This is a genomic window from Dokdonia sp. R86516, assembly GCF_044596715.1.
In the GTDB taxonomy this organism is placed as follows: domain Bacteria; phylum Bacteroidota; class Bacteroidia; order Flavobacteriales; family Flavobacteriaceae; genus Dokdonia.
Window position 1 is genome coordinate 2,042,816 of sequence record NZ_CP138998.1, and the last position, 13,471, is coordinate 2,056,286.

Consider the following 13,471-nt stretch of genomic DNA (forward strand, 5'->3'; position numbering starts at 1 on the left):
AATTAGATGTCAAACGATAAAAAATCAGGCTATTTACTCAAACTTACTGTAGTTGCAACGCTAGGAGGGCTCCTTTTTGGGTATGATACAGGTGTTATTTCTGGAACCGTAGGTTCTCTGGATAGCTTCTTTGTAATACCTAAAGGGCTTAGTGAGACAGCAGCAAATGCTTTCAAAGGCTTTATAGTGTCCAGTGCCCTTATAGGCTGTATTATAGGTGGAGCCTTGAGTGGTTTTGTAAGTCGCTGGCTAGGAAGAAGGAATGGATTAATTCTTGCGGCTATACTTTTTTTGATATCTGCCATAGGCTCGGCGATGCCAGAGTTGTTTTTTGAGAGTATAGGACAAGGTGATCATACATTTAGTACTGTTTTTATCGTTTACAGAATTATTGGTGGTATGGGAGTTGGACTTGCGTCTATGATGTCACCATTATACATTGCAGAGATTGCGCCTGCAAATATTAGAGGGAAGCTTGTTTCTTACAATCAGCTGGCTATCGTTGCTGGATTTATGGTAGTTTATTTTGTAAACTACTTTATCTCAAAAACTGGAGGGTCTGACGAGTGGCTTAATACTTTAGGATGGCGTTATATGTTTGCTAGTGAAATTATACCTGCAGGGCTCTTTTTCATATTTTTATTAGGAGTACCAGATACACCACGCTCATTAATGCTACGTAACAATCCCCAAGAGGCACTTAACGTACTTGAAAAAGTGAACGGAAAAGTGGCTGGGCAGCATATTTTAGATCAGATCAAAGAGTCGCTCACACAGCACTCTGGTAAATTACTATCCTTTGGATGGCTAGTGATTATCGTGGGGGTCTTACTTTCTATACTCCAGCAATTTGTAGGTATTAATGTGGTTTTATATTATGCTCCTGAAATCTTCAAGAAGATTGATCCTAATACGGACGGTGCGCTGTTACTCACCATAATTGTCGGTGTTGTAAACTTCTTATTTACTATCGTTGCTATAAAAACGGTAGATAAATATGGACGTAAACCTTTAATGATGATAGGTGCGTTAGGAATGGCTATTGCAATGTTCTCATTAGGATTTGTCTTTTTTACCGGTGCTACTGGATATCTCGCACTAGCATGTATGATGGTTTATGTGGCAAGTTTTGCTGTGAGTTGGGGTCCTGTTACGTGGGTGTTACTCTCAGAAATTTTTCCTAATAAAATTAGAGGTCGTGCAATGTCTATAGCCGTTGCGGCACAATGGATAGCAAACTATCTAGTATCACTCACTTTTCCTATGATGGATGATAATACCTATCTAACCGAGCAGTTTAATCATGGTTTTGCATACTGGGTTTACGGAGGTATGAGTGTACTAGCGATGCTTTTTGTGTGGAAATTTATACCAGAGACCAAAGGAAAAACTCTGGAAGAGATGGAGGACGTTTGGATCAAGAAATAATTGAGGTAGAATACGCTTTCGTGAAAGCGTAAATCAAATACATTTAATATTTTGCGACTATTCGTGACAATTATAGTATTTCAAACTGTTGAGAGGCTATTTTAATTAAGATATAAAGTATTATTATACTTCAAAACGCACAGAATTTCTAGAAGAGTGTACTTGAACTTATCTATTAAAGAGATGGTAAAACTGAAAAGCACTATCGTAACTATTACTATGAGGTAGCAGAAGCACTTGAGGTCAGTTTGTTTTTGTGAAAGACAGTACCTTTAGATTTCAATAACTTTTTTCTTCATGATTTTCAGAAAATTACCTTTACTGATTACGATATTGTTTTGTCTTCAGTCATTTTTGACTCAAGCACAGAATGCTACAAAATCCTTAAATTTTGTAAGCATAAAGGATGGAATATCTAAAGTAGGGATTTCGTCTATTATACAAGATGATTACGGTTTTATCTGGATAGGTACCAACGGTAGCGGATTATACAAATTTGATGGTGTAACATATACTTCATATAGATATGAAGTGAATGCCCCTGCTTCTTTATCTAGTAATCTTATTTATAGTATGTATCTAGATACAGAAAACACACTATGGGTAGGTACAGAAGATGGTCTTAATCGTTATAATAAATCTTTAGATAGATTTGAGAAAGTCTTTTTAGGTAGTGAAGTGCTAGCCAATATATCAATATTGAGTATAGGAAACTCTAAAGACAATGAGCTATTGTTAGGAACAGAGGCGGGGCTGATAGTACTCAAAACAAAAACTTTAGAAAGCAAATATATAAATGATTATGATGGCAGAAATACTATTATACAATCTAGTCTTAAACTAGAAAGTGAATCACATCAAACATTTTTAGGAACCTTAAATGGATTACGTGTTTATAATGAACATACTAACCAAGTGTTATTGCCTTCTAGTGAATTAGAAAACACTCAGGTTTTTCAAAGTCAAATTCAGACGCTTGTTTTTGACAAAGAAGATAACTTATGGCTAGGTACTATTTCTGAAGGTATTTATAAGCTCACCTTAAAAAATGGGACCACAGTAAGTAAGGTGAAGCATTTCCCGCTTTCGCGAAAGCGTATACTTTCTGCAATCACTTTATCAGATAATTCTTTATTGTTCGGTAGTGAGAACGATGGTTTATTTCATTTGAGAAGTAACGGAACGCTCATTAAACATTATCTATCTGATCGTACGGATGATAATAGTATTTTATCAAACTCTATCTGGTCACTTTTTCTGGATGATAATGATAGAGTATGGATGGGGTATTACAATAATGGCGTAGCTGTAAGTGATAGCTTATATGATAAGTTTGATAATATTGAGAGCTTATCTAATAATGAAAACTCACTTAAAGAAGATTCTGTTACTGGTATGTCACAAGATGCCAGTGGTGATATCTGGATAGTGATGGACGGTGGTGGTCTGGATATTTATAGTCCCATTTCAGGTAAGATAACACACGTAAACGGAGAAGGTTATGGTTTGTACCAAGGTCTAGATAGTGACTATCTTCAAACAATTTTTATAGATAGCAAAGAGAATGTGTGGATAGGGAGCTGGGATAATGGTATCTACTTCTTAAAGAAAGGTTCTAGGGTATTTAAGAATTTTAATAGACTAAATACGGATGGAGCCCTTATCTCTGATGCTATTTTGAGTTTTGACGAAGATGAAAATGGAACAATCATTATAGGTACTTTTTATGGAGGGTTGCATACTCTTGATCCAGTCACTAAGACAATTGTACATCAAGATGGCGAAGCTTTTAAAAGTTTGGGCATTGAGACTAGTGATGTGCGTAAGGTGCTCGTAGACCGTGATTCTGCGATATGGTTGGGTTCTACAGATGGACTCTTTAAAATTGACCAATTTGCAAATAAAGAGTGGCGGGCGATTTCATTAGTAGACCGAATGGAAAAGCCAGGCGAAAATAGAAAGAGTGCGCGCCATATATTATCCTTATATCAAAGCTCAAATGGTGATATGTGGATAGGAACTAGAGGTGCTGGGGTGTGTCATTATAGCATACGTGATGATTCCTTCAGTTGGCTAAACACTAACAGCGGATTGAGCAATGATAACGTAGTAAGTATTATTGAGGGTAACGACGGCAATATGTGGTTTGCAGGTAATTCTGGAATTACTAAATATGATGTATTAAAAAACACGTTTACAGAATACACCAGTAGTGATGGTTTACTCTCTAACGATTTTAATTTTAATGCAGTCTTAAAGGATGGTGATGGTACATTATATTTTGGTAATTATAGGGGAGTTGACTTTTTTAACCCAGCCGAGATTGTAATAAACAACAACGTTCCTTCTTTATATTTTACAGGTTTAAAAATCTATAATGAAGAGGTAGATCCTTCACAAGAGGATGCTCCTATTAAAAAATCAATCGCTGAGACTAGTGAAATTATATTTAATCACAAGCAATCTGTATTTACTATTGAGTATGCTGGAGTAAGTTTTACACGTCCTGAAAAAAATCAATATGCCTACTATCTTGAGGGGCTAGAAACAACTTGGAATTATGTAGGAAATGCAAGAAGTGCTACTTATACAAATCTAGATAATGGCGATTATACTTTTAAAGTAAAGGTTGCTAACAATGATGGTGTTTGGAATGAAGATGTTCTAGAATTAAAAATTAAAATTCTTCCTCCTTGGTGGAAGACTAATCTAGCGATTGTATGTTATATCTTGTTATTTGTACTAGGCCTTTACGCTATAAGTAAGATTTCAAAGCAACGCTTACGCGAAAAAGAGGCAATCTCAAACGAGCGTGCTCAACGTGAACAAGAAGACATATTACACGAGAAAAAGCTACAGTTTTTTACAAACATCTCACATGAGTTTAGAACTCCACTTACTTTAATGATTAGTCCGCTGAAGGATATTCTCAATGACACAACACTCAATTTACCACAACGTATAAAGGAAAAGCATCATATCATTTATAAAAATACCGATCGATTATTTAGGCTCATTAATGAATTGATGGACCTACGTAAGCTCGAATTGAACAAATTACGAATACGAGCAAAGAAGATTAATGCACTTAGTTTTACCCAAGACATTATCTCATATTTTAAAGAGGAAACATTTAATCGTAATATATATCTTTCTGTAGACGCCGCAATCCCAGATGTGAAGTTATATGCAGATGAAGGCATGCTTGAAAAAGTTATTTTCAACATCATGTCAAATGCTATAAAAGTAACCCCAGACGGCGGAGCAATAAATGTAGAGGTAAAATTAAACGAGGCTGGCGAGATAATGCCGTTAATTAATCCCGATAAAAAAATTGCAGTAGTCGAAATCATCATTAGCGACACTGGACCAGGACTTAAAAAGAAACAACTCAAACGTATATTTAATCGTTTTTACCAAGTAGAAAATCTCAATAAAACTTATTATGGTGGGACAGGTATAGGTTTAGAGGTTGTAAAGGACTTGGTACAGCTTCATCGAGGTGAAATCAAGGTAGATAGTAAGTATGGGGAAGGAACAACATTTAGAATATTATTGCCCTCTGGTAAAAAGCATTTTAAAAAGAAAGAATTAATATCAAAAGAAACAGATCTCGAGATACAGAAAGAAAAAACACCACAAACATTCATAACAAATATCCCAGAAGAAATTGATGTTCTACCTACACATAGATCGCACACCCTATTGATAGTGGAGGACAACGCGGAACTTAGAAAATACTTGCGTAGCGAACTTAAAGGGACGTATAAAATTTTACAGGCGGCTAACGGGGTTGAAGGACTTAATGTTGCTAAAGAATCGAATCCAGATATTATTATTACTGATGTGATAATGCCTGAAATGGATGGTTTTGAATTCTGTAAGCAAATTAAAAATGACATACGCACAAGCCACATTCCCTTATTAATGCTCACAGCCAAAGCGCTCATAGACGATCGTATAGAGGGAATAGGGTATGGCGCAGATGCCTATATGGTAAAGCCCTTTGATTTTAGACTACTCAAATTACGTTTGGAGCAGCTCATTAAGAGTAGACAGTTGATATTTGATAAATACTTTGGAGCCATAAGTGGATCAGATGAGAATGCTAGTGCAACCTCTATTGATAAAGTATTTATACAGAAGGTACTAACTTATGTAAATAATAATATGAGTGATTCTAATTTAAGTGTCGAGTCATTAGCATCAGAACTTAGCCTTAGCAGGAGTCAACTCTATCGCAAGGTTAAATCACTCACGGGGCAAACAGTTAATGAATTTGTGCGTAAGCTTAGATTAGAGCGAGCTAAACAGATATTGCAAACTGAAAATGCAAACGTAAGTGAAGTCTGTTATAAAGTTGGCTTCTCCTCACCTTCATACTTTACGAAGTGTTTTAAAGCGCATTTTGGAATTCTACCTACGGAGGCTCAGCCTAGAGATTGATTAATATATAATCTTCTATTTCCTTTAAGAAATACATTATAATAGCATTTTTTAAAACATCACTTACAATCAAATCTCTTCGCTAGATACATTTCTCCCTTAGCAATTGGCTAGTTTCGGTCATGTAAGAGAAATGAAGCACGATATAGTTCAAATGTTGCATTTGGGGCATATAAGCACTTAATCGCAACATAAATGGTATGTACTGCTTAATGTCTTCTAACCAGTATGTTGATAAAGAGATTAAATTTGGGAGTGTTGAGAATAAAATTCTTGCATTTATAAATAGTTTAATTTTTACAGTAGCCGAATGAATAGAATACTTACTATATCAATTTTAGCAATATGTATTGCATTGCTCTCGAGTTGTGAAGAAAAGGCAATCTCTTATGAGTTTGCATTTCAAAACCAGAAACTTCCACGAGAAGATCGTGTTAAAGATTTGATTAGTCAAATGACTTTAGAAGAGAAAGTTTCTCAAATGCGTTATGATGCTCCGGCTATCGAGAGATTAGGGGTGCCTGAATATAACTGGTGGAATGAATGCTTGCACGGTGTGGCGAGAGCTGGACTAGCAACAGTATTTCCACAAGGAATTGGAATGGGTGCTACTTGGGATTCGGACTTAATTCACGATATGGGTGTAGCTGTTTCTGATGAAGCTCGAGCAAAACACCATAAGTTTGTAAATGAAGGTAAAAGAGGTATTTATCAGGGTTTAACGTTCTGGACTCCTAACATTAATATATTTAGAGATCCTAGATGGGGCCGTGGGCAAGAAACATATGGAGAAGATCCTTATTTAACTAGTCGTATGGGTGTAAACTATATTACGGGACTACAAGGTGATGATCCAGATTACTTAAAGGTGGTTGCCACTGCAAAGCATTTTGCGGTACATAGTGGTCCAGAGAAATCTAGGCATGAGGATAATTATCATACTACAGATAAGGATTTATACGAAACTTATTTACCTGCCTTTGAGGCAGCAGTCAAAGAAGCAAATGTACACTCGGTAATGTGCGCTTATAATAGGTATCGAGATGAAGCTTGTTGTGGTAGTAATCTATTACTTAATAGGATTTTACGAGATGATTGGGGATTTAAAGGATATGTTGTTTCAGATTGTTGGGCAATCAATGATTTCTGGGAACCTGGAAAACATGGATTGGCAGAAACTCCAGCAGCCGCAGGAGCATTAGCAGTTGATAGAGGTACAGATTTAAATTGTGGAAGCGTTTATGATCCTTCTCTTACGGAAGCTGTTCTCAAAAAGCTGATAGATGAGTCCAAATTAGATATTGCGCTAACAAGACTGTTTTCTGCGCGTTTTAAATTAGGAATGTTTGATGATAATGTTAAGTGGGCAGATATTTCTTATGATGTGGTTGCAAGTGAAGAGCATTATGAATTGTCTAAAAAGGTTGCGAGAGAATCAATGGTGTTACTCAAAAATGAGAATAACCTCTTGCCATTGAATAAGGATATAAAATCTATTGCTGTTATAGGTCCTAATGCAAATTCAAAGCAAGCATTACTAGGGAATTATCACGGTACACCTGCAAACTATTATACACCGCTAAAATCCATACGAGAAAAACTTCCAAATGCTCAAGTACATTACGCTTTAGGAAGTGATGTTGCTGAAGGTTGGCCTATTCTTGATGTTGTTCCAGCTTCTGCATTATCACATTCTGGTAAGCCTGGTTTAAAAGCAGAATATTTTGCTAATCGTTCATGGAAAGGTAAACCTGCATTTACTAGAGTAGATGAAAATGTAAATTTCATTTGGATGCCAGAAAAGCCAATTGATAGTTTAGGTACTGATACCTTCTCGGTACGTTGGTCTGGAGAGCTTACAGCCCCAGAGAGTGGTACCTACAGAATTGGGGTGAAAGCGAGTAGCGCTGCTAAATTATATGTAAATGATTCTTTACAGTTTGAGTTTATGGATGACCACGAGCCTAAGACTAAATATTTTGATGTAGCACTTGATAAAGGAGAAGTAAGTAAAGTACGCATTGACTATTATAATTACCATGCAGATCCGCAAGCTCATTTTGTCTGGGCAAAAATGAATCAGGATTTAATTACTCCAGCCCTAGAGGCAGCAAGAAAGTCTGAAGTTGTTATTCTTTGTTTGGGTCTCTCACCAGATATTGAGGGAGAAGAGATGCCGGTATTACTAGAAGGATTCGATAAGGGTGACCGTTCAGAAATTACACTCCCTAAAACTCAAATAGAACTTATGAAAAAAGTTCAAGCACTTGGTAAACCAACCGTTGTTGTTTTGATGAATGGAAGTGCTCTTGCAGTTAATTGGGCTGCAGACAAAGTGCCCGCTATACTTGAAGCTTGGTATCCAGGTGAGTTTGGTGGTCAAGCAATAGCAGATGTGTTATTTGGAGATTATAATCCTGGAGGGAAATTACCTGTTACTTTTTATAAGAGTGTTAATGATCTGCCTGATTTTAAATCTTATGACATGGAAGGTAGAACCTATAAATATTTCAAAGGAGAGCCACTTTTCCCTTTTGGTCACGGACTGAGCTACACAACTTTCAAATATGACAATCTTACTCTAAACGAACAAATAGGAGTAAAAGCACCACTCAAATTTTCGGTAGATGTTCATAATACAGGAGATTTGGATGGAGATGAAGTTGTTCAGGTTTATGTAAAACACAAAGGAGTAGAGGGAATGAATCCTAATCGTAGTCTTGTTGCATTTAAGCGTATTTCATTAGCAGCAGGATCGTCTAAAACGGTTTCATTTGAGGTTGCTCCTGAGACCTATGCACGAATAAATGATGATGGCCAGAAAGTTTTTGAGCCACAAGATATAATTGTTGAGGTAGGTGGAAAGCAACATGGATTTGAGGGAATAGCAGATGCGCCTACCACAGAGGTGTTGGTGAAAAATATTATTATTAAGTAATATCTGATTGTTTCATGCCTTATAATTACCATTTTGCACAAATTTAAGTGTCAAAAATTACTAAGGTCTAAAGAAGATTATAATGTTACGTACTACGTTATTTCATACCTAGGTTGCATACAGTAAGATAATTGTGAAGTTACAACCTTTGTCATGCTTATTTGTATTGATAGTATCTAGAGTAATTAACTCTATAAAAAGCTGAGGAGTTGCTGAATACGGATAGTTTATGTTTTAACCAAAATTTGATATAATAAAAAAGGCTTCACATTTCTGTGAAGCCTTTTTATTGTTGTAGCGAGAGGGGGGCACGATCCCCCGACCTCCGGGTTATGAATCCGACGCTCTAACCAACTGAGCTACCTCGCCATAATTATAAATTGCAGTTTTAAAGAGAAAGCAATTTACGTTGTTGCTTAAGCAATGTTCCTAAGCGGGTGCAAATATAAAATATATTAGTGGTTGTGCAAACCTCTTTCTTAAATAAAATCAATTTAATTACTTTGTTCTCCTAATTACTTTCAATATATTGTCATACCATTAAGAAATTTCTATGAGCGATAAAATTAAATATGAGATTGAGTTTGTTGTAAGGGCTTCTCCTTCTTTGTTATACCAATACATAGCTACTCCATCAGGGATGAGCGAGTGGTTTGCAGATAATGTAAATTTAAGAGGCGACCACTATACTTTTATTTGGGATGGAAGTGAAGAAAAAGCAAAGCTTCTTACTAAAAAGAATGGTGATCGTATAAAATTTCAGTGGGCAGCAGACGAAGGTGAGGAGTATTATTTTGAATTACGCCTACAAGTAGATGAGATTACAAAGGATGTATCACTTATGGTAACAGACTTTGCAGAGGAAGATGAAGTAGATGAAGGTAAAATGTTTTGGGAAAATCAAATTTCAGAGTTGAAACAAGTAATAGGCTCATCATAACTAAAGCCTAATTAATATCTTTGCACCGCCTCCCAAAAAGGCGGTTTTTTTATGATCAATCACAACGGAACTTTATTCTCACCAGAAGACGCGCAACTTAATCCATTTAATAGAGGTTTACTTTATGGCGATGGACTTTTTGAAACAATCAAGGCAGTAAACGGGAAGCTTCTTTTCTGGGAAGACCACTATTTTAGACTCATGGCTTCTATGCGTATTCTCCGCATGGAAATCCCTATGGAATTCACGCCAGAATTTCTCGAACAAGAACTCTTAAAAACACTTGAAGCATCAAGTTTAATTGATCAAACTGCTCGTATACGCATTACGGTGTATAGATCTGGTGGTGGTAAATATCTTCCGGAGGAGCGTGGTGTGGGCTATTACGCTTTCGCGAAAGCGCACGCTAATCCATTTTATCTTCTCAACGAAGAGCCGTATGAAGTTGAGTTGTATAAAGATCATTACATAAATGCAGATTTAATATCTACGCTCAAGACTACAAATAAGATTGTACACGTTACAGGGAGCATCTATGCTCAAGAAAATGGATATGATAACTGTCTTCTAGTAAATAATGAGAAAAATATAGCCGAAGCACTTCAAGGAAATTTATTCTTAGTAAAAGGAACTCATATTAAAACGCCGCCACTCTCTGATGGTTGCTTGCGTGGGGTTATAAGGAAACAACTCATCAGTATAATAGGATTGATGGATGAATATACTTTTGAAGAGGCATCTATATCACCGTTTGAATTACAAAAGGCAGATGAGCTTTTTATTACAAACACAATTATGGGAATACAGCCCATTACAAAGTATAGAAAGAAGCAGTTCAAGATAGATACAGCCTCAGCACTTCTTAAAAAGCTTAATGTAAAAGTAAGGTTGGGTTAATTATATTGTGGATTCTCAGGCGCATTAGACCATAACGCATAATCGCCGCCTATCTCAATAATTTTATCTCTCCACAGTGCTGTGTGGTTATCTTTAAGTAGCTCGTCTTGCTGTTCATTTTCAAGAATTACCCAACTGTTCTGGATAATCTCTTGATTAAGTTGGTTACTGTCCCACCCACTATATCCAAGAAAAAATTTAATTTTCTCACAGCATATCTCTTCATTTATGATAAGCTCTAGAGCTCTTTCAAAATTTCCTCCCCAGTAAATGCCTGATGCTATCTCTAGACTACCTTCTATAAGATCTGGCGCAGTATGTATGAAATATAAGTTCTCTTGCTCTACGGGACCACCATTGTATATGGGCATCTCACAATCTTCTATACCTTCTATTAAATCTGATAGTTTGACATCCAGTGGTTTGTTAAGAATAAACCCTACAGAGCCTTTATCATTATGATCTGCAAGAAGAATAACAGACCTAGTGAATGAAGTATCACCCAGTATTGATGGTTCGGCTACTAATAAATGTCCCTTTGTAGGATATGCAATCATAATAGTGACGTTTATTTATATAAAACTACTTATTTTTTTTATTACAAAAAATATATTTCGAATATTTTTAACTTGTAAAAATTTGAGTTAAATAATTGTTTTAGAGGTATTTATGATTTTGTTGTTTTATGTTTATTGAAAAAAAACATAGACGTAAGGCAATAAATAGAGGATGAACCGCTTACTTGTACACTAAAAGAGTAATTTTTTAAATTCTTGAGAATACTATTCTATGAGTAATGTATGCCTATGATTAAGTATTTTTACTAGACCAATATAATTCTATTGAAAGCACAGTATAAAAAACATATTTTAGAGTTTAAAAGACCTAGCGGTACTTCGCGAGGTATATTACGTACTAAAGAGACGTGGTATATAATTATTCAAGATGCTGGTAAAACTGGTGTAGGTGAGTGTGGTATCCTCAGGGGTCTTAGTTATGATGACGTGCCAGATTATGAACAAAAATTACAATGGGTGTGTAATCATATTTCAAATGGGCCTCTGGCGCTTTGGGATGAGCTAATGGAATATCCAAGTATACAGGCAGGTGTCGAGATGGCGTTCTTATCACTCGCGTCTAGCGATCCGTTCGTTCTATTTCCATCTTCTTTTACAAAAGGAACATCGGCTATAGATATTAATGGACTTGTGTGGATGGGAGATGAGGATTTTATGAGAACCCAAGTAGCCGAAAAGCTTGAGCAAGGTTTTGATTGCATTAAAATGAAAATAGGTGCTATTGATTTTGAAGACGAAATGGCGATTCTTTCCTCTATAAGAAAGGATTATAGTAAAGAGCAGCTTACCTTGCGGGTTGATGCAAATGGTGGTTTTGCTTTCGCGAAAGCTAAAAAAGTTCTAGCCCAACTAGCCGAGCTAGATATTCACTCGATAGAACAACCTATTGCTACAAAACAGTGGAAGGAAATGACAGAATTATGTGCCAGTACACCTACACCAATAGCGCTAGATGAAGAACTTATAGGAGTGACAGATCTCGCTTCAAAACGTGAGCTACTAGAAACTATAAAACCGCAATATATTATTTTAAAACCTAGTTTTGTAGGAGGTTTTAAAGGAAGTCAAGAGTGGATTGATGTGGCAGATTCATTAGGAATCGAATGGTGGATTACCTCTGCATTAGAAAGTAATATTGGGCTTAATGCAATCGCACAATGGACGCATAAAATAGGAGCAAAAGGACCTCAAGGACTGGGTACAGGTAGTCTTTTTACAAACAATATACCTTCACCACTAGAAGTAGTGGATGGAACTTTAAAAATTAACCCCGAGCAGTCTTGGGATTTTAAAATATAATATATGTATATAGAGCAGGCGTATAAGAGTTTACACGAGGGGTGGAGATACATAGTAGGTTTCTTAATAATATTCTTTGTAGGATGGCAATTTTTAGGAGTAATCCCTATAACGGTAGGGTCATGGATGAAAGCTGGCGATATAGATACCTTTATGGAAGCAGGTGAAGAGAACTTCTTTCCACTTTTTGAGGGAGAAAGTAATCTCTACTTAATACTTGCACTTTGCACCTTTTTAGGAGGGTTACTTGGACTCGTTGTTGTGGTAAAGTATATTCATAAACAGCGATTTACAAAGCTAGTAACCGCTAGAAAAAACATAGATTGGTCCCGTTTTTTCTTTGCATTTACCATTTGGGGTATATTTTCTGTGGTATCCACAGTAGTGGCCTACTATTTTGCCCCAGAAGATCTTGTGTGGAATTTTAATCTCATGCCTTTTCTTGGGCTTCTAGCAATCACCTTAATATTGTTGCCCTTACAAACTTCTTTTGAAGAGTTTCTTTTTAGAGGGTACTTAATGCAGGGAATAGGAGTCGCTGCAGGTAATAAGTTTGTACCTCTTATTATCACATCACTCATTTTTGGACTCATGCATGCACTTAATCCGGAAATTGAAAAGCTTGGATATAGTATTTTATCTGTGTACATAGGTCTAGGTTTCTTTTTAGGAATTATAACGCTCATGGATGATGGAATGGAGCTCGCATTAGGGTTTCATGCGGCAAATAATATGTTTATTGCACTTCTAGTTACTTCAGATTGGAGTGCATTGCAAACCAACTCTATTTTCTTGGATGTTGCAGAGCCTTCAGCTATAGGCCAAATAGTTCCAATCTTTATAATACTGCCTATTCTTATGTTCGTTTTTGCGCGAAAATACAAATGGTCCAACTGGAAAGAGAAACTCACAGGAAGTGTAAAACCTCCTATTACTGACTAAGTA

The 13,471-nt window shown here is 36.2% G+C and carries 8 protein-coding genes and 1 tRNA gene; 7 read left to right on the forward strand and 2 right to left on the reverse strand.

Translation table 11 applies throughout. The features are described 5' to 3' along the window. Positions 1-6 precede the first annotated feature (6 nt). The 3 genes from xylE (at position 7) to SJY23_RS09260 (ending at position 8,812) form a co-directional block, all read left to right on the forward strand. Entirely contained in the window at positions 7-1,428 is a 1,422-nt protein-coding gene (gene xylE / locus SJY23_RS09250; protein WP_396596110.1) for a D-xylose transporter XylE, read from the forward strand. Positions 1,429-1,725: 297 nt separating this feature from the next. Then, on the forward strand, positions 1,726-5,874 hold the full coding sequence (locus tag SJY23_RS09255; protein WP_396596111.1) for a two-component regulator propeller domain-containing protein: 4,149 nt from the start codon (positions 1,726-1,728) through the stop codon (positions 5,872-5,874). A 310-nt stretch (positions 5,875-6,184) separates the two neighbouring features. Continuing rightward, positions 6,185-8,812 carry a glycoside hydrolase family 3 C-terminal domain-containing protein gene (locus SJY23_RS09260; protein ID WP_396596112.1) on the forward strand — a complete coding sequence of 876 codons (2,628 nt, stop codon included), beginning with the start codon at positions 6,185-6,187 and terminating at the stop codon, positions 8,810-8,812. 295 nt (positions 8,813-9,107) lie between these two features. Here the strand turns inward: SJY23_RS09260 and SJY23_RS09265 are convergent. Next, positions 9,108-9,181: transfer RNA gene (locus SJY23_RS09265), tRNA-Met, on the reverse strand. 184 nt (positions 9,182-9,365) lie between these two features. Here SJY23_RS09265 and SJY23_RS09270 point away from each other — a divergent pair. After that, positions 9,366-9,752: an START-like domain-containing protein gene (locus SJY23_RS09270; protein WP_035334182.1), complete on the forward strand. Its 387-nt coding sequence runs from the start codon at positions 9,366-9,368 to the stop codon at positions 9,750-9,752. A gap of 51 nt (positions 9,753-9,803) precedes the next feature. Next, a complete protein-coding gene (locus tag SJY23_RS09275; protein ID WP_396596113.1) occupies positions 9,804-10,649 on the forward strand; it encodes an aminotransferase class IV in 846 nt (281 codons plus the stop codon). Here the strand turns inward: SJY23_RS09275 and SJY23_RS09280 are convergent. Further along, the gene (locus SJY23_RS09280; protein ID WP_035334178.1) at positions 10,646-11,206 is read right to left on the reverse strand and encodes a YqgE/AlgH family protein; all 561 of its coding nucleotides are present in this window, start codon (positions 11,204-11,206) and stop codon (positions 10,646-10,648) included. The two genes, SJY23_RS09275 and SJY23_RS09280, sit on opposite strands and share 4 nt — an antisense overlap. A gap of 285 nt (positions 11,207-11,491) precedes the next feature. On the opposite strand from SJY23_RS09280, the gene menC reads away from it, so the two are divergent. Together menC and SJY23_RS09290 are read left to right on the forward strand one after the other, a co-directional pair. Next, complete coding sequence (menC, locus tag SJY23_RS09285; RefSeq protein ID WP_396596114.1) at positions 11,492-12,526, forward strand: o-succinylbenzoate synthase; 1,035 nt, start codon at positions 11,492-11,494, stop codon at positions 12,524-12,526. A gap of 3 nt (positions 12,527-12,529) precedes the next feature. Next, on the forward strand, positions 12,530-13,468 hold the full coding sequence (locus tag SJY23_RS09290; RefSeq protein ID WP_396596115.1) for a lysostaphin resistance A-like protein: 939 nt from the start codon (positions 12,530-12,532) through the stop codon (positions 13,466-13,468). Positions 13,469-13,471: the final 3 nt, after the last annotated feature.

What these genes read in the sequence shown, in the direction of transcription:
- xylE (WP_396596110.1), top strand. Translation starts at nt 7, where the DNA reads ATGTCAAACGATAAAAAATCAGGCTATTTACTCAAACTTACTGTAGTT.
- SJY23_RS09255 (WP_396596111.1), top strand. Translation starts at nt 1,726, where the DNA reads ATGATTTTCAGAAAATTACCTTTACTGATTACGATATTGTTTTGTCTT.
- SJY23_RS09260 (WP_396596112.1), top strand. Translation starts at nt 6,185, where the DNA reads ATGAATAGAATACTTACTATATCAATTTTAGCAATATGTATTGCATTG.
- SJY23_RS09270 (WP_035334182.1), top strand. Translation starts at nt 9,366, where the DNA reads ATGAGCGATAAAATTAAATATGAGATTGAGTTTGTTGTAAGGGCTTCT.
- SJY23_RS09275 (WP_396596113.1), top strand. Translation starts at nt 9,804, where the DNA reads ATGATCAATCACAACGGAACTTTATTCTCACCAGAAGACGCGCAACTT.
- SJY23_RS09280 (WP_035334178.1), bottom strand. Translation starts at nt 11,206, where the DNA reads ATGATTGCATATCCTACAAAGGGACATTTATTAGTAGCCGAACCATCA.
- SJY23_RS09290 (WP_396596115.1), top strand. Translation starts at nt 12,530, where the DNA reads ATGTATATAGAGCAGGCGTATAAGAGTTTACACGAGGGGTGGAGATAC.